Genomic DNA, 16751 nt, shown 5'->3' on the forward strand with positions numbered 1-16751 from the left:
CCTGGAGGCCGGGGCGCTGCCCTCGCTCCTGCCCGGCGGGCGCCCCGCGACCGACCCGCGCGCCCGCTCCGAGGTCGCCCGCACCTGGGGCCTCGCCGAACTGCCCTCGCGGTACGGGCGCGACACCGCGCAGATCCTGCACGCCGCCAAGGAGGGGGAGCTGGGCGCCCTGCTCATCGCGGGCGTCGAACTCGGCGACCTCCCGGACCCGTTGGTGGCCGCGGAGGCCCTGGACCGTGTCGGCTTCGTCGTGAGCCTGGAGCAGCGGCCGAGCGACGTGACGCGCCGCGCCGACGTCGTCCTCCCCGTCGCCGCCGTCGCCGAGAAGGCGGGCACCTTCCTCAACTGGGAAGGCCGGGCACGGATGTTCGAGGCCGCGCTCAAGCCCGACCAGATGACCAGGCGCCTCGCCCCGAGCGACGCGCGCGTCCTCCAGATGGTCGCCGACGTCATGGACGTCCACCTCGGCCTGCCGGACCTCGCCGCCGCGCGCCGCGAACTCGACGCCCTCGGCGCCGCCGAGATCCCGGCCCGGGCCCGGTTCGACGCCCGGCCCACCGGCACCCCCGTCCCCCAGCCGCGCCCCGCCGCCGGGGAGGCCGTGCTCGCAGGGCACCGGCTCCTCCTGGACCGGGGGCGGCTCCAGGAGGGCGATCAGGCGCTCGCCGCGACGCGGCACGCCGCCGTCGCCCGGCTCTCGGCCGCGACCGCGATCGAGGCGGGCGTCGCCGAGGGCGAGGTCCTGGAGGTCACCGGGCCCGCGGGGACGACCGCGCTGCCGCTCGTCGTGACCGCCGAGATGCCCGACCGGGTGGTGTGGCTGCCGCTCAACTCGGTCGGCGAGGGCGTGGCGGCCGACACGGGCGCCGCGGTCGGCTCGCTCGTACGGATCGGCCCCGCACGGCGCGTCCCCGCGACGGAAGCGGAGGCCGCTTCGTGAACTGTCAGCACACCGGAGGTGCGCGCGTGAGTCAGGTGCCTGTGGGTCCGGACGGCGGGGCGGGGGTGACGGCATGAGTCCCGTACCCGGGACGGCGGGCTCCGTACCGCTCACCCCGCTCGCCGCCGAGGACCTGAGCCTCTTCGGGACCGACCCGTGGTGGCTCGTGGTCGTCAAGGCGGTCTTCTGCTTCGCCTTCCTGATGATCTCGGTGCTCTTCGCGATCGTCTGGGAGCGGAAAGTCGTCGGGTGGATGCAGTTGCGCATCGGCCCGAACCGCACCGGGCCCTGGGGCATGCTCCAGTCCCTCGCGGACGGCGTGAAGCTCATGCTGAAGGAGGACCTGCTCGTCAAGCGGGCCGACAAGGCGGTCTACATCCTCGCCCCCGTCGTCGCCGCGATCCCCGCCTTCATGGCGATCGCGGTCATCCCCTTCGGCCCCTCGGGCAACGAGATCTCGATCTTCGGCCACCGCACCGCGATGCAGCTCACCGACCTCCCGATCGCGATGCTCTACATCCTCGCGACGGCCTCGGTCGGCATCTACGGCATCGTCCTCGCGGGCTGGTCGTCCGGCTCCACGTACCCGCTCCTGGGCGGGCTGCGCTCCTGCGCGCAGATGATCTCCTACGAGATCGCCATGGGCGCCGCCTTCGCCTCGGTGTTCCTCTACTCCGGCTCGATGTCGACGTCCGCGATCGTGGACGCGCAGAACGGCCGCTGGTACATCGTGCTGCTGCCCGTCTCGTTCCTCCTCTACATCGTGACGATGGTCGGCGAGACGAACCGCGCGCCCTTCGACATGCCGGAGTCCGAGGGCGACCTCGTCGGCGGCTTCAACACCGAGTACTCCTCGATCAAGTTCGCGATGTTCATGCTCGCCGAGTACGTCAACATGGTGACGGTCTCCTCGGTCGCGGCGACGCTCTTCCTCGGCGGCTGGCGGGCCCCCTGGCCCATCAGCACCTTCTGGGAGGGCGCCAACCACGGCTGGTGGCCGCTGCTCTGGCTCGTCGTGAAGGTGCAACTGCTGTTGTTCTTCTTCATCTGGCTGCGCGGCTCGCTGCCCCGCGTCAGGTACGACCAGCTGATGAAGCTCGGCTGGAAGGTGCTCATCCCCGTCTCGGTCGTGTGGCTCATGCTCGTCGCCACCGTGCGGGTGCTGCGCAACGAGAACTACGACTACGCGCAGATCCTGCTGTGGGTCGTCGCCGCCGTCGTCGTGATCCTGCTCGTCACCTTCCTCGTGGACATGTACCGGGACCGGGGCGCGCCACCCCCCGAGCCCGAACCGGCCGAGCCCGACGGGGCCGCCTTCGACCCGATGGCCGGCGGTTACCCCGTACCCCCGCTGCCGGGGCAGACCCTGCCCCCGGTGCCGCGCCGCAGGCCGCGCGGGGAGCGGGAGCTGGTCGGCAGTGGCGGACCGCAGACGGACGGCTCGCAGAGCGCAGGAAAGGAGGAGTCCGATGGCTGAGCGCAAGAAGCGGCTCGGACGCGACAAGCGCGGCGGGGACGGCGAACTCGCCGCCCGCGCGGGCGCGGAGCCCGCACGTACGGAAGCACCGGAAGGCGGCGAACACCCCGTCGCCCCGGGCTTCCAGAACCCGGTGGCCGGCTTCGGCGTGACCTTCAAGGCCATGTTCAAGAAGCGGCTCACCGAGCAGTACCCGGAGACGCCCAAGGTCACCGCCCCCCGTTTCCACGGCAGGCACCAGCTCAACCGGCACCCGGACGGCCTGGAGAAGTGCGTCGGCTGCGAGCTGTGCGCCTGGGCCTGCCCCGCCGACGCGATCTACGTCGAGGGCGCCGACAACACCGAGGAGGAGCGGTACTCGCCGGGCGAGCGCTACGGCCGCGTCTACCAGATCAACTACGCGCGCTGCATCCTGTGCGGGCTGTGCATCGAGGCGTGCCCGACCAGGGCGCTCACGATGACGAGCGAGTTCGAACTCGCCGACTCCACGCGCGAGAACCTGATCTACACCAAGGACCAGCTCCTCGCCGGGCTCACCGAGGGCATGGTCGACTCGCCGCACGCGATCTTCCCCGGCATGGACGAGGGCGACTACTACCGGGGCCTCGTCACCGAGGCCGCGCCCGGGACCGTACGGCAGGTCGCCACGTCCAAGGGCGAGAAGACCGACGAGGAGCCCGTCACCGTCGAGCACACGGCGGCGGCCGTCTCCTCGGGCACCCCGCACGAGGCGACCCCGATGGACCGGGGGGCGGCGTCATGACCGGCCTCGACACGGTCGTCGCGAACGGCCAGTTGGACGCGCTCGCCGCGTACCACACCTCCACAGGGGAGGCCGTCCAGTTCTGGATTCTCGGCGTCGTCGCCGTCATCGGCGCCCTGTGCACGGTGCTCATGCCGAAGGCCGTGCACAGCGCGCTGTGCCTGGCGGGCACGATGATCGTCCTCGCGGTCTTCTACCTCGCCAACGGCGCGTACTTCCTCGGCATCGTGCAGATCGTCGTCTACACCGGCGCCGTCATGATGCTCTTCCTCTTCGTCGTGATGCTCGTCGGCGTCACCGCGGCCGACTCGCTCAAGGAGACGATCAAGGGGCAGCGCTGGCTCGCCGTGCTGTGCTTCCTCGGCTTCGGCGCGCTCCTCGTCGGCGGCATCGGCAACGCCTCGGTGAGCCAGTTCCAGGGCACGGGCCGCGCCAACGCGGGCGGCAACGTGCAGGGACTCGCGCGCGAGATCTTCACGACGTACGTCTTCGCCTTCGAGATCACCGGCGCGCTGCTCATCACCGCGACGGTCGGCGCGATGGTGCTCACGCACCGCGAACGCACCGAACGCGCCCTGAACCAGCGCGAGATGGCCGAGAAGCGGGTCCGCGAGGGCAAGCACCTCCCGCCGCTGCCCGCCCCCGGCGTCTACGCCCGGCACAACGCGGTGGACATCCCCGGGCTGCTCCCCGACGGCACCCCGTCCGAGCTGACGGTGAACCCGACGCTGCGGCAGCGGGGACAGATCAGGGACGTGTCGAGCGAGGCGCTGGCCGACCTGAAGGCGCTGGAACAGCGCTCGACGGAGCGGCTGGGGCGCGGGGGCGAGGCGGGCGACCCGGGGACGGGCGGCTCGTCCCGTACGGGCGGCTCGTCACGTAACGGCGGCGCGGCCCGTACCGGTACGCGTGAGGAGGAGAGGACGAAGTGAACCCGGTCTACTACCTGTATCTCGCGGCGATCCTCTTCACCATCGGCGCGACCGGCGTGCTGATCCGCCGCAACGCGATCGTCGTGTTCATGTGCGTGGAACTCATGCTCAACGCGTGCAACCTGGCGTTCGTCGTCTTCTCCCGCATGCACGGCAATCTCGACGGGCAGATCATCGCGTTCTTCACGATGGTCGTCGCCGCCGCCGAGGTCGTGGTGGGGCTCGCGATCATCGTGTCGGTCTTCCGGGCCCGGCACTCCGCCTCGGTCGACGACGCCGACCTGATGAAGCTCTGAGGGGTCGTTGACAGTGGACAACCTGATCGCGCTGCTCATCGCGGCGCCCTTGCTCGGAGCGGTCGTGCTGCTGTGCGGCGGCCGTCTCCTCGACCGGGCCGGGCACCTGCTCGGCACGGCCCTGGCCCTCGCCTCGTTCGTCATCGGCGCGGTCCTCTTCGTCGACATGCTCGGCAAGAGCGCCGACGAACGCGGCCTGCACCAGCACCTGTTCACGTGGGTGCCGGTGGAGAGGTTCCAGGCGGACGTGGCCTTCGGTCTCGACCAGTTGTCGATGACCTTCGTGCTCCTGATCACCGGCGTGGGCACACTCATCCACGTCTACTCGATCGGCTACATGGCGCACGACCCGCGCCGCCGCCGCTTCTTCGGCTACCTCAACCTGTTCCTCGCGGCGATGCTCCTGCTCGTCCTCGCGGACAACTACCTCCTGTTGTACGCCGGTTGGGAGGGCGTGGGGCTCGCCTCGTACCTGCTCATCGGCTTCTGGCAGGACCGGCCGAGCGCGGCGACGGCGGCGAAGAAGGCGTTCCTCGTCAACCGCGTCGGCGACGTCGGCCTCTCGGTCGCCATCATGCTGATGTTCACGACGTTCGGCGGCTTCGGCTTCGGCGAGGTCTTCTCCAAGGTGGGCGACTCGGGCGTCAGCCAGGGCACGCTCAACGGGATCGCGCTCATGCTGCTCCTCGCGGCCTGCGGCAAGTCGGCCCAGGTGCCGCTCCAGTCCTGGCTGGGCGACGCGATGGAGGGCCCGACCCCGGTCTCCGCGCTCATCCACGCGGCGACGATGGTCACCGCGGGCGTGTACCTCATCGTGCGCTCGGCGAACATCTTCAACGCGGCACCGGACGCGCAACTCGTCGTCGTGATCGTCGGCGCCGTCACGCTCCTGTTCGGGGCGATCGTCGGTTGCGCGAAGGACGACATCAAGAAGGCCCTCGCGGGCTCGACGATGTCGCAGATCGGGTACATGATCCTCGCCGCCGGGCTCGGCCCGATCGGCTACGTCTTCGCGATCATGCACCTCGTGACGCACGGCTTCTTCAAGGCCGGGCTCTTCCTCGGCGCCGGTTCGGTCATGCACGGCATGAACGACGAGGTCAACATGCGCCACTACGGCGGGCTCTGGCGGAAGATGCCGGTCACCTTCGTGACCTTCGGCCTCGGCTACCTCGCGATCATCGGCTTCCCGGGCCTGTCGGGCTTCTTCTCCAAGGACAAGATCATCGAGGCGGCGTTCGCGAAGGGCGGCACCGAGGGCTGGGTCCTCGGCGCGGTGACCCTGCTCGGCGCCGCGATCACCGCGTACTACATGACGCGCGTGATGCTCATGACCTTCTTCGGCGAGAAGCGCTGGAAGCCGGACGAGAACGGCGCGCTGCCCCACCCGCACGAGTCCCCGAAGTCCATGACGATCCCCATGATCGTCCTCGCCTTCGGCTCGGTCTTCGCGGGCGGCATCTTCGGGATCGGCGACCGCTTCCTGCACTGGCTCGAACCGGTCACGCACCACAGCCACGGCGACTCGCCCGTCTCGGCGAGCACCGTCACGGCGGCCACGATCGTCCTGCTCCTCGTCGGCGTCGGCGTCGCCTGGCTCCAGTACGGCAGGCGCCCGGTCCCCGCCGCCGTGCCGCGCGGCTCGCTCCTCACCCGCGCGGCCCGCCGCGACCTGCTCCAGGACGACTTCAACCACGTCGTCCTCGTCTCGGGCGGCGAGCACCTGACCCGCTCGCTCGTCTACGTCGACCACTCCCTCGTGGACGGTGTCGTCAACGGCACCGCCGCCGCCTTCGGCGGGCTCTCGGGCAGGCTGCGCCGGGTGCAGAACGGCAAGGTCCGCAGTTACGCGTTCTCGATGTTCGGAGGTACGGCGGTGCTGATCGCCGCGACCCTACTCATGAGGGCGGTGTGACATGTCCTTCCCCCTGCTGACCGTGACGGCCGCCGTCCCCGCGGTGGGCGCCGTGCTCACCGCCGCGGTCCCGGCCGCCCGGCGCACGGCGGCGAAGTGGCTCGCGCTGCTCTTCTCGCTCGCCACGCTCGCCCTCGCGATCGCCGTGCTCGTCCGCTTCGACCCCGACGGCGGCCGGTACCAGCTCACCGAGTCCCACGCCTGGATCGCCGACTTCGGGGTCCGCTACGAACTCGGCGTCGACGGCATCGGCACGGTCCTGCTCGCGCTCACGGCGCTGCTCATCCCGTTCGTCATGCTCGCCGGCTGGCACGAGCCGGACGGCCTGGAGACCAACAGCCGCCGCTGGCGCCCCACTCAGGGCTTCTTCGCGCTGATCCTCCTCGTCGAGGCGATGGTGGTGCTCTCCTTCGAGGCCACCGACGTCTTCCTCTTCTACCTCTTCTTCGAAGCGATGCTCATCCCGATGTACTTCCTCATCGGGGGCTTCGGGGACCGCGCGAGCGGCCGCGACGCGCAGGAGGAGGCGACCCAACGCTCGTACGCGGCGGTGAAGTTCCTCCTGTACAACCTCGCGGGCGGACTCGTCATGCTCGCCGCGGTGATCGGCCTCTACACCGTCACGCACACGTTCTCGCTCACCGAGATCCTGGACGCCCGCGCGGACGGCTCCCTCTCGATGGCCACGTCCACCGAACGCTGGTTGTTCCTGGGCTTCTTCTTCGCCTTCGCGGTTAAGGCCCCGCTGTGGCCCGTCCACACCTGGCTGCCGAACGCGATGGGCGAGGCGTCCACGCCGGTCGCCGTGCTCATCACGGCGGTGGTCGACAAGGTCGGCACCTTCGCGATGCTCCGCTTCTGCCTCCAGCTCTTCCCCGAGGCCAGCAAGTGGGCGACGCCCGTGATCCTCGTCCTGGCCGTCATCAGCATCCTGTACGGGGCGCTGCTCGCGGTCGGCCAGCGCGACATCAAGCGCCTCATCGCGTACGCCTCGTTGTCGCACTTCGGCTTCATCATCCTGGGCATTTTCGCGATGACTTCGCAGGGCCAGTCCGGCGCGACGCTCTACATGGTCAACCACGGTATTTCCACGGCCGCGTTGATGCTCGTCGCCGGGTTCCTCATCTCGCGGCGCGGCTCGCGGCTCATCTCCGACTACGGGGGCGTGCAGAAGGTCGCCCCGGTCCTCGCCGGTACGTTCCTCATCGGGGGCCTCGCGACGCTCTCGCTGCCCGGACTGGCCCCGTTCGTCAGCGAGTTCCTCGTCCTCGTCGGCACCTTCGAACGCCACAAGGCGCTCGGCATCATCGCGACCGTCGGCATCGTCCTCGCCGCGCTGTACGTCCTCGTGCTCTACCAGCGCACGATGACGGGCCCGGTGAAACCCGAGGTCTCCGCGATGGGCGACCTGCGCGCACGTGAACTCGTCGTCGCCGTACCGCTGATCGTGCTGCTCGTCGTCCTCGGCGTCTACCCGAAGCCGGTCACCGACGTGATCAACCCGGCGGTCAAGCAGACGATGTCCGACGTACACGAGAAGGACCCGCAACCGCACGTGGAGGCAGTGAAATGACAGCCACGGCCGTCCACAGCCTGTGGACATCCGGAGCGTGGACGAGCGCGGCGGGGCCGATCGACAAGATCAGCACGCCGCACATCGAGTACGCGCAGATCTCGCCCGTGCTCGTCGTGCTCGGCGCGGCGATCCTCGGCATCCTCGTCGAGGCCTTCGTCCCGCGCCGCGCCCGGCGCACGACCCAACTCCTGCTCTCCGTCGTCGCCTTGGCGGGCGCCTTCGCCGCCGTCGTGGTCCTCGCGGCGCAGGGGTACGGGACGACCAAGGCGCACATCGCGGCGATGGGCGCGCTCGCCGTCGACGGGCCGGCGCTCTTCCTCCAGGGCACGATCCTGCTCGTCGGACTCGTCGCCGTCTTCACCTTCGCGGAACGGGGACTCGACCCGGAGACGCACGGCAAGCCCGTCGACTCCTTCGCGGCGCAGCCCGCCGCCGTACCCGGCTCGGAGTCCGAACAGGCCGCCGTGAAGGCCGGGTTCACGACGACGGAGGTCTTCCCGCTCTCCCTCTTCGCGCTCGCCGGGATGCTCGTCTTCCCGGCCGCGAACGACCTCCTGACCCTCTTCGTGGCCCTGGAGGTCCTGTCGCTGCCGCTCTACCTGCTGTGCGCCCTCGCGCGCCGCAAGCGGCTGCTCTCGCAGGAGGCGGCGGTCAAGTACTTCCTCCTCGGCGCCTTCTCCTCCGCCTTCCTCCTCTTCGGCATCGCGCTCCTGTACGGGTACGCGGGCTCGATGTCGTACGGCGTCATCGCGCGCGTCGTGGAGGGCGACCTCACCTCCATCAACCCGGCGCTCGCCGACACGATGGGCAACGACGCGCTGCTCCTCATCGGCGGCGCGCTGATCGTGATGGGCCTGCTCTTCAAGGTCGGCGCGGTCCCCTTCCACATGTGGACCCCGGACGTCTACCAGGGCGCCCCGACCCCGGTCACCGGGTTCATGGCGGCGGCGACGAAGGTCGCGGCCTTCGGCGCGCTGCTCCGGCTCCTGTACGTGGTCCTGCCGGGGCTGCGCTGGGACTGGCGCCCGGTGATGTGGGGCGTCGCGATCGTCACGATGCTCGGCGGCGCGATCATCGCGATCACGCAGACCGACATCAAGCGGCTCCTCGCGTACTCCTCGATCGCGCACGCCGGGTTCATCCTCGCGGGTGTCATCGCGACCAACCCCGACGGTGTCTCCTCCGTCCTCTTCTACCTGGGCGGCTACTCCTTCGTGACGATCGGCGCCTTCGCGGTGGTCACGCTGGTACGGGACGCGGGCGGCGAGGCCACGCACCTGTCGAAGTGGGCGGGCCTCGGCCGCCGCTCACCGCTCGTCGCCGCGGTCTTCGGGATCTTCCTCCTGGCCTTCGCGGGCATCCCGCTGACCAGCGGTTTCGCGGGCAAGTTCGCGGTGTTCAAGGCGGCGGCGGAGGGCGGCGCGATCCCGCTGGTGATCGTCGGCGTGCTCTCCTCGGCGATCGCGGCGTTCTTCTACATCCGCGTCATCGTGCTGATGTTCTTCAGCGAGCCGAAGCCGGACGGCCCGGCGGTCGCCGTGCCGTCGGTGCTGACGACGACGGCCATCGGGCTGGGGGTCGTGGTGACGGTGGTGCTCGGTGTGGCGCCGCAGTACTTCCTGGATCTGGCGGGGTCGGCGGGCGTATTTGTACGGTGACACCAGATGTAGCCCCTCCGGCGATTGAGGAGCGGGGTGTGGGGCGGAGCCCCGCAAAGCGGGTCCGGGGCGCAGCCCCGGGCCCGTTCGTCATACCGCGGAGGGTGACCTGTGGATAACTTTCCGCACCATGTCGGCCGATCTGCCTATGGTTGCTGGGACAGGTACGGACGGCACGACGGGGACACGAGCGATGGACGAGGCGAACGGTGTGGCCGAGCAGGACGACGCCTTGACGGAGGACTCCGACCTCTGGGGCGGCTGGGACACCGTCCCGGAGAGCTTCGAAGAGGACGCGCCCCCGGTGGCGGCGCCCGCCGCCACCGCCGCCCGCCCCCCGCAGGGCGACCCCGCCGACATCCTCAAGCGCGTCTTCGGCTACGACTCCTTCCGTGGCGAGCAGCAGGCGATCATCGAGCAGGTCGTCTCCGGCGGGGACGCGGTCGTCCTCATGCCGACCGGCGGCGGCAAGTCGCTGTGCTACCAGATCCCCGCTCTCGCCCGCCCCGGCACGGGCGTCGTGATCTCCCCGCTCATCGCGCTCATGCAGGACCAGGTGGACGCGTTGCGCGCGCTCGGCGTCCGCGCGGGCTTCATCAACTCGACGCTCGACCTCGACGAGCGCCGTACCGTCGAGGCGGAATTCCTCGCGGGCGAGCTGGACCTCCTCTACCTCGCCCCCGAGCGCCTTCGCGTCCAGGCGACGGCCGATCTCCTCGCGCGCGGCACGATCTCCCTCTTCGCGATCGACGAGGCGCACTGCGTCGCCCAGTGGGGCCACGACTTCCGCCCCGACTACCTCAGCCTGTCCCTGCTCGGCGAGCGCTGGCCCGACGTGCCCCGCATCGCGCTGACGGCGACGGCGACGCGGGCGACGCACAAGGAGATCACCGAGCGCCTCGGGATGCAGGGCGCCAAGCACTTCGAGGCGAGCTTCGACCGCCCGAACATCCAGTACCGGATCGTGGCGAAGGACAACCCGAACCGCCAGCTGCTCCGCTTCCTCACCGAGGAGCACCCGGGGGACGCGGGCATCGTCTACTGCCTCTCGCGCAACAGCGTCGAGCGCGTCGCGGCCTTCCTCAACGACAACGGCGTCAAGGCCGTCCCGTACCACGCGGGCCTCGACGGCCGTACGCGCGCGCTGCACCAGTCCCGCTTCCTGCGCGAGGACGGCCTCGTCGTCGTCGCGACGATCGCGTTCGGCATGGGCATCGACAAGCCCGACGTGCGCTTCGTGGCCCACCTGGACCTGCCGAAGTCGGTCGAGGGCTACTACCAGGAGACGGGCCGCGCGGGCCGTGACGGGCAGCCGTCCACGGCGTGGCTCGCGTACGGCATCCAGGACGTCGTGCAGCAGCGCAAGATGCTCCAGGGCGGCGAGGGCGACGAGGCGTTCCGCCGCCGCGCGGGCGCCCACCTCGACGCCATGCTCGCGCTGTGCGAGACGGTGAGCTGCCGGCGCGCCCAGCTCCTCGCCTACTTCGGGCAGGAGCAGACCGGCGAGAAGTGCGGGAACTGCGACAACTGCCTGCACGGCAGCCCCGACGCCTTCGACGGCACCGTGCCCGCCCAGAAGGCCCTGTCCACCGTGATCCGCCTGCGCCGGGAGCGCGGGCAGAGTTTCGGCACGGGCCAGATCATCGACATCCTGCTCGGCAAACGCACCGCGAAGGTCATCCGCTTCGACCACGACCAGCTCTCCGTCTTCGGGGTCGGCGAGGACCTGAGCGAGACCGAATGGCGGGGCATCATCCGGCAGTTGCTCGCCCAGCGGCTCCTGGAGGTGGGCGGCGAGTACAACACGCTGTCCGTCACGGAGGAGGCGGGCGCGGTGCTGCGCGGCGAGCGGCAGGTGATGCTCCGCAAGGAACCGAAGAAGGCGCCGCGCGCCTCCGGCGGCTCGGGCGGCTCGGGTCGCGGTGGCGCGAAGAAGCCACCCGTGGACCTCCCCGAGGCCGATGTCCCCCTCTTCGAGGCGCTGCGCGCCTGGCGCGCCGAACAGGCCCGCGAGCAGGCCGTCCCCGCCTACATCGTCTTCACCGACGCGACCCTGCGCGCCATCGTCGCGGCCCGCCCCGACTCGGTCGAGGGCCTGACCGGGGTGAGCGGCGTGGGCGAGAAGAAGCGGGCGACGTACGGGGAAGGCGTGGTGGCGGCGCTGAAGGCGGCGAGGGAGGGGTAAGAGGCGGGACTGCGGGGCGCCGCCCCCGTCCGGCCGCGGGGCGCCGATAGCCGGGCGTCGGCCCCGGACGTCGGCCCCGTATGCCGATCCCCGCGCCCGCCGGAGCCGCCGCGCCGCCGCGCCTTCAGCCCGCCGTCCCCGCCGCCTCCGCCGTCCCCGCCGCCTCCGCCAGGATGCGGGCCAAGGCGGTCGGCTGGGTGAACATCGGCCAGTGGCCGGAGTCGAGGTCGGCGTAGTCGAGGTGCTTGGCGAGGGGGAGTTCGGGGATCTCGCCGGCCGCGAGCCACGCGCGGGCCTGGTCGGGGGAGAACTCCGGGCAGACGAGGAGCACGGGGACGTCGTAGCGGCGGGTGTCCGTGAGGCGGACGATGCCGCGCGCGACGCCCTCGGGGACGGGGACCGCGGCGGCGGCGAACGCGCGGCGGCCCTCCTCGCCGAGGTCGTCGGAGTCCGGCCCGGCGAAGGGCTCCCAGCCCGGGAAGGGCATCGCCCCGTCCCGTACCTCGAAGAAGGCCGCGTACGGCTGCCCGTCGGCGACCGGCGTGCCGCCGACCAGCGCGAGCTTCGCGACCTTCTCGGGCCGGCGGTCGGCCGCGAGCCAGGCGAGTCCGCACGCGGCGGAGTGCCCCACGACGAGGACCTTCCCCGGCGCCGCGTCGACGGCGGCGAGTACGGCGTCGAGCTGGTCGTCGAGCGTCGCCGCCCCGTTCCCGTCCCCCTGCCCCGGGAGCGTCACCGGCACCGCCCGGTGCCCGAGCGCCGCCAGTTCCGGCACCACCCGCTCCCACGCCGCACCGTCGAGCCACAGCCCACCCACGAGCACCACGTCCATGCCACTTCCCCTTCCGAACGGCCAAGGCCCCCACCGTAGAAGCAGATCCGGACGTTTCCCGGCCGCGATTCCCCTCCCCGCCGAATCGACAGCCACAGGCCGTACCGGACCCGGGCGGTGCGGCCGGAGGGGCCGTGTCGGTGCCCGTGGGTACGGTTCGCCCATGGATCTGCGGGAGGCAGGGGACTCGGGGCAGGTGGGGAGCCGGATGACCGCCTGGCTCGCACGACATCGTCCGGCGGCGTTCGCCGCTCTCGGCGGCCCGGGCAGCCCGGAGGCCGTCCGCGCGGCCGAACTGCGCATGGGCGTCGCACTGCCCGAGCAGGTGCGGCAGTGGTTCCTGGCGCACGACATCGACGCGGGGCAGCCTCATGCCATGGCGGCGCTGGTGGAGCGGGGGCACCCGGACGTCCTTCCCGGCGGCGGGCTCCTGCTGGGGCTCGGGGACGTCGAGCGTGTCCGCCTCCACCTGCTGCACACGGCGGACGCGGTCCCGTCCGGAGATCCCGAGGCCCCGTCCTGGCGCGGGGAGTGGGTCCCGATCGTGTCGGAACGCGACGGCTTCCACGGGAAGTTCGTGCACGCGAGCACCGGCACGGTGGGCTCCTGGTGCGAGGGTTTCGCCCCAGTGGAGTGCGAGTACGCCTCGCTGTCCGCCTTCTTCGAGGAGGTGGCCGACGAGCTGGAGGGCGTTCCTCCCGCCGACCGGAGCGGAAGCGGCGCGGCCTCCGCACGCGACCCGCTCCCGGAGGGACCCCTGCGCCTCTGGGCACGTGCGCACGGCTTCCTCGTCCACGACCGCGGCCGCGTCCCCCGGCACGTGCGTGAGGCGTACGAAGCGTCCCGCTGAGCGCCGGGCCCGAAGGCACCAGCCCCCGCCCGACTCCCCCCCCGTTACCCTCCCCTCGTGCCGCCCGACCTCACCCCCACCGCCCGCGCCCTGCGCACGCTCGATCTCCTGTGGGAGCGGCCCGGGCTCGGGGCCGGGGAGCTGGCGGGGCGGCTCGGCGTGACGGAGCGGGCGGTGCGGCGGTACGTGGGGATGCTGCGCGAGGCGGGCGTGTCCGTGGAGTCCGTGCCGGGGCCCGGGGGCGGGTACCGGCTGGGGCGGGGGGCGCGGCTCCCGCCCGTGCGGTTCACGCAGGAGGAGGCGCTCGGGCTCGTGATGGCGGTGCTCGGCGGGCGGCCCGAGCTGGTCGCGACGGCGCTCGGGAAGGTCGTGCGGGCGCTCCCGGCGGAGGTCGGGCGCCAGGCCGCGCTGCTCGGCGCGTACGCGGCGGCCGTACCCGATCCGTACGTGACCCGTCCCGATCCCGTCCTGACCGCCGAACTCGCGGGGGCCGTCGCGGCCCGCCGCCGTGTCGTGCTCGGCTACCGCGACGACGCCGAGGTCGAGGTCGATCCCTGGGCGCTCGTCGTCCGCCAGGGCCGCTGGTACCTCCTGTGCCACTCGCACCGTGCCGCCGCCGTCCGTACGTACCGCGTCGACCGTGTCCGCGCGGTCCGCTCGACGAACCGGAGCTTCACGCCGCCCCCGGACCTCGATCCGGTCGCCGCTCTGGAGGAACACCTCGGTCTGGGCTGGGAGTTCGCCACGCGCGTCGTCTTCGACGCGCCGCTCGCCGATGTCGCGCCCTGGCTCCGGCCGCCCATGGGCCGGCTCGAAGCGCTCGACGACGCCTCCTGCGTCCTCGTCGGGAGCACGCGCAACCCCGCGATGTACGCGGGCGAATGGCTCGCCCGGGTGCCCTTCGGCTTCCGGGTCGAGGGCGGCGAGGAGCTGCGCGCGGAGGTCGCGGCCCTCGCCGAGCGGTTCGCGAAGGCGGCCGAAGTGCCGGTCGGGGCAACGGACGTGCGTCCCGGGAGGGACGACTGAGCGCGGACGCGACGCCTGGTTCACGTGGTATGCCTAAAGAGTTCGCAATGTCCGGAAAGTTATTGCTGGAGTGGAACATTCCGGCTTAGCGTCCCTCGGGGGTCGCCGGACGGTTCGGGGGCGCGGCCCCGAGGACCGGACACGTGGGGGGCCCGTGGCCAGCGAAGAGGTCGGACATGCCGGTACGGGCGGAGGCGAGGTCCGTACGGGGAGAGGCGGGGCCGGTACGGGGGAGGGGCGGCGCGGACGCGGTCCCGCTCCCGCGCTCGACACCTCCGTGCCCGCCCTCGTCGTGAAGTTCGGCGACTACCCGCTCCATCACGGCGGCGTCGGCGCGATCCGCAGCCTCGGCCGGCTCGGCGTGCCCGTCTACGCGATCACCGAGGACCGCCACACCCCGGCCGCCCACTCCCGCTACCTGCGCCGCGCCTTCGTCTGGCCCACCACCGGCACCGAGGAGCCGTCCCGGCTCGTGGCGGGGCTGCTCCGTATCGGCGCCCGCATCGGCCGCCCGGCCGTCCTCCTCCCGACGGACGAGGAGGCCGCCGTCCTCCTCGCGGAGTACCGCACGGAGTTGAGCGGCCGGTTCCTCCTCCCGCCCGTCGATCCCGCGCTGCCCCGCTCGCTCGCGAGCAAGCAGGGGCTGTACGAGGCGTGCCGCGCCCACGGCGTCGACACACCCGAGACGTCCTTCCCCGAAAGCCCCGCCGACGTCGCCGAGTTCGCGCGGCACGCGCGCTTTCCCGTCATCGTCAAGAACCGCGAGGCGTTCGTCCGCAGAAGCCGCCCGGCGGTCGCGGGCACGACCCGGGTCACCTCCGCCCAGGGACTGAGAACGCTCGCCCGCGCGTGGGGGGAGCACCCCGGAGTCATCCTTCAGGAGTACCTCCCCCGGGAGAGCGCCGAGGACTGGATCGTGCACGGCTACTTCGACGAGGAGTCCAGGCCCCTCGCCCTCTTCACCGGCGTCAAGGTCCGCTCCTGGCCCCCGCACGCGGGCATGACCGCGCGGGCGTACGTGGTCGACAACCCCGAACTCGCCGCTCTCGCACAGGACTTCGTGAAGCAACTCGGCTTCGCCGGCATCGTCGACCTCGACCTGCGCTTCGACCGCCGCGACGGCCGCTACAAACTCCTCGACTTCAACCCGCGCGCGGGCGCCCAGTTCCGCCTCTTCGAGAACACGGCGGGCGTCGACGTGGTCCGCGCCCAGCACCTCCACCTCACGGGCCGCCCGGTCCCGCCCGGCGCCTCCCGCCCCGGCCGCCGCTACGTCGTTGAGAACATCGACCTGCCCGCGCTGCTCGCCTACCACCGCAGCGGTTACACGACCCCGCACGCCCCGCGCCGCGCGCGCGGCACCGAACTCGCCTGGTTCGCCGCCGACGACCCCGCCCCCTTCGCCACGATGCTCGCCCGCTCCCTGCGCCCCGCGCTCCGCCACGGCCACGCGCTGTGGCGCGCGCGGCACCTCGGGCGGGGGTGAGCGGACCACCCCAGGGCCCGCCCGCAGGCCGCGCGGCGGACCCGTACGACTCGCGGCGGACGCGTACGACGCCCGTCGGACCCGTACGACTCGGGACGGACCCGTACGACGCCCGGCGGACCCGTCCCCCCGGCGCCCCGCTCTCACCCCGGACACCCTCACCCCGCATGCGCAAGCCCACCGCCACACCCCCGTCCCGGGAGGACCCACGTGATACAGCCCGTCGCAGTCATCGGGGCCGGTCCCTACGGCCTGTCCACCGCCGCGCACCTGCGGGCGCGCGGGCTACCCGTGCGGGTCTTCGGGGAGCCGATGGTGAGCTGGCGGGAGCACATGCCCGCCGGGATGGTCCTCAAGTCCACGCCCGCCGCGTCGAATCTCGACGCCCCGCAGCCCGGCCACACGCTCCTCGACTACTGCGAGGCGGCCGGCATCCCGCGCCTCGTCACCGACGAGGACCTCGTGCCGATCGAGACGTTCCTTCGCTACGGCGAATGGTTTCAGCGGCGTCTCGTCCCCGGCCTCGAACGTGTGCGGGTCGTGTCCGTGGAGCGGGCGGCCGGGGGCGGCTTCGACCTCAAGCTGGACTCGGGGGAGCAGTTCACCGCGCGGGCGGTCGTCGTCGCGACCGGGCTCACCGGGTTCGCCCACCTCCCGCCGGTCCTCGCCGAAGCCGCCGAAGCCGCCGAAGCCACCGAAGCCGCCGAAGCCGCCGGGACCCCCGCCCCCCGCCCAGCCGTCCCCCGCCCAGCCGTCCCCAGCCCGGCCGTCCCCAGCCCGGCCGTCCCCAGCCCGGCCGTCCCCGCCCCGGCCCC

14 protein-coding genes are annotated in these 16751 nt (G+C 72.1%); 13 read left to right on the top strand and 1 reads right to left on the bottom strand.

The window, feature by feature from the left end; genetic code table 11:
- From G3I42_RS32460 to recQ, 9 genes are all read left to right on the top strand, one after another.
- The coding region (locus tag G3I42_RS32460; protein ID WP_164291259.1) for a molybdopterin-dependent oxidoreductase at positions 1 to 940 on the top strand (940 nt) is incomplete at its 5' end.
- 73 nt (positions 941 to 1013) lie between these two features.
- On the top strand, positions 1014 to 2417 hold the full coding sequence (gene nuoH, locus G3I42_RS32465; RefSeq protein WP_164291260.1) for an NADH-quinone oxidoreductase subunit NuoH: 1404 nt from the start codon (positions 1014 to 1016) through the stop codon (positions 2415 to 2417).
- Entirely contained in the window at positions 2410 to 3180 is a 771-nt protein-coding gene (nuoI, locus tag G3I42_RS32470) for an NADH-quinone oxidoreductase subunit NuoI (protein WP_203607641.1), read from the top strand. Before nuoH ends, nuoI begins: the two co-directional genes overlap by 8 nt.
- On the top strand, positions 3177 to 4112 hold the full coding sequence (locus G3I42_RS32475) for an NADH-quinone oxidoreductase subunit J (protein WP_164291262.1): 936 nt from the start codon (positions 3177 to 3179) through the stop codon (positions 4110 to 4112). Before nuoI ends, G3I42_RS32475 begins: the two co-directional genes overlap by 4 nt.
- On the top strand, positions 4109 to 4408 hold the full coding sequence (nuoK, locus tag G3I42_RS32480) for an NADH-quinone oxidoreductase subunit NuoK (RefSeq protein WP_009068017.1): 300 nt from the start codon (positions 4109 to 4111) through the stop codon (positions 4406 to 4408). The genes G3I42_RS32475 and nuoK overlap by 4 nt, the downstream gene beginning before the upstream one ends.
- Positions 4409 to 4421: 13 nt before the next feature.
- Positions 4422 to 6323 carry an NADH-quinone oxidoreductase subunit L gene (gene nuoL / locus G3I42_RS32485; RefSeq protein ID WP_164291263.1) on the top strand — a complete coding sequence of 634 codons (1902 nt, stop codon included), beginning with the start codon at positions 4422 to 4424 and terminating at the stop codon, positions 6321 to 6323.
- A 1-nt stretch (position 6324) separates the two neighbouring features.
- Positions 6325 to 7896, top strand: coding sequence for an NADH-quinone oxidoreductase subunit M (locus G3I42_RS32490; protein ID WP_164291264.1), 1572 nt, complete (start codon positions 6325 to 6327; stop codon positions 7894 to 7896).
- A complete protein-coding gene (gene nuoN / locus G3I42_RS32495) occupies positions 7893 to 9557 on the top strand; it encodes an NADH-quinone oxidoreductase subunit NuoN (protein ID WP_164291265.1) in 1665 nt (554 codons plus the stop codon). Before G3I42_RS32490 ends, nuoN begins: the two co-directional genes overlap by 4 nt.
- A gap of 193 nt (positions 9558 to 9750) precedes the next feature.
- Entirely contained in the window at positions 9751 to 11742 is a 1992-nt protein-coding gene (gene recQ / locus G3I42_RS32500) for a DNA helicase RecQ (protein ID WP_164291270.1), read from the top strand.
- 124 nt (positions 11743 to 11866) lie between these two features.
- On the opposite strand, the gene G3I42_RS32505 is transcribed toward recQ, so the two are convergent.
- Positions 11867 to 12574 carry an alpha/beta hydrolase gene (locus G3I42_RS32505; RefSeq protein WP_164291266.1) on the bottom strand — a complete coding sequence of 236 codons (708 nt, stop codon included), beginning with the start codon at positions 12572 to 12574 and terminating at the stop codon, positions 11867 to 11869.
- A gap of 163 nt (positions 12575 to 12737) precedes the next feature.
- Here G3I42_RS32505 and G3I42_RS32510 point away from each other — a divergent pair, with 163 nt between their 5' ends.
- The 4 genes from G3I42_RS32510 to G3I42_RS32525 all read left to right on the top strand — a co-directional run.
- Positions 12738 to 13424 carry an Lsr2 family protein gene (locus tag G3I42_RS32510; protein WP_164291267.1) on the top strand — a complete coding sequence of 229 codons (687 nt, stop codon included), beginning with the start codon at positions 12738 to 12740 and terminating at the stop codon, positions 13422 to 13424.
- A 57-nt stretch (positions 13425 to 13481) separates the two neighbouring features.
- Entirely contained in the window at positions 13482 to 14450 is a 969-nt protein-coding gene (locus G3I42_RS32515; RefSeq protein WP_164291268.1) for a WYL domain-containing protein, read from the top strand.
- A 277-nt stretch (positions 14451 to 14727) separates the two neighbouring features.
- Positions 14728 to 15936: an ATP-grasp domain-containing protein gene (locus G3I42_RS32520; protein WP_164291271.1), complete on the top strand. Its 1209-nt coding sequence runs from the start codon at positions 14728 to 14730 to the stop codon at positions 15934 to 15936.
- 210 nt (positions 15937 to 16146) lie between these two features.
- The coding region (locus G3I42_RS32525) for an FAD/NAD(P)-binding protein (protein WP_164291269.1) at positions 16147 to 16751 on the top strand (605 nt) is incomplete at its 3' end.

The sequence above is a fragment of the Streptomyces sp. SID11385 genome (genome assembly GCF_010548245.1).
Taxonomy (GTDB): Bacteria; Actinomycetota; Actinomycetes; order Streptomycetales; family Streptomycetaceae; genus Streptomyces.

Bases quoted from the DNA above. Each gene is read 5' to 3' on its own strand.
- nuoH (WP_164291260.1), top strand. From the start codon at position 1,014: ATGAGTCCCGTACCCGGGACGGCGGGCTCCGTACCGCTCACCCCGCTC.
- nuoI (WP_203607641.1), top strand. From the start codon at position 2,410: ATGGCTGAGCGCAAGAAGCGGCTCGGACGCGACAAGCGCGGCGGGGAC.
- G3I42_RS32475 (WP_164291262.1), top strand. From the start codon at position 3,177: ATGACCGGCCTCGACACGGTCGTCGCGAACGGCCAGTTGGACGCGCTC.
- G3I42_RS32490 (WP_164291264.1), top strand. From the start codon at position 6,325: ATGTCCTTCCCCCTGCTGACCGTGACGGCCGCCGTCCCCGCGGTGGGC.
- nuoN (WP_164291265.1), top strand. From the start codon at position 7,893: ATGACAGCCACGGCCGTCCACAGCCTGTGGACATCCGGAGCGTGGACG.
- recQ (WP_164291270.1), top strand. From the start codon at position 9,751: ATGGACGAGGCGAACGGTGTGGCCGAGCAGGACGACGCCTTGACGGAG.
- G3I42_RS32505 (WP_164291266.1), bottom strand. From the start codon at position 12,574: ATGGACGTGGTGCTCGTGGGTGGGCTGTGGCTCGACGGTGCGGCGTGG.
- G3I42_RS32510 (WP_164291267.1), top strand. From the start codon at position 12,738: ATGGATCTGCGGGAGGCAGGGGACTCGGGGCAGGTGGGGAGCCGGATG.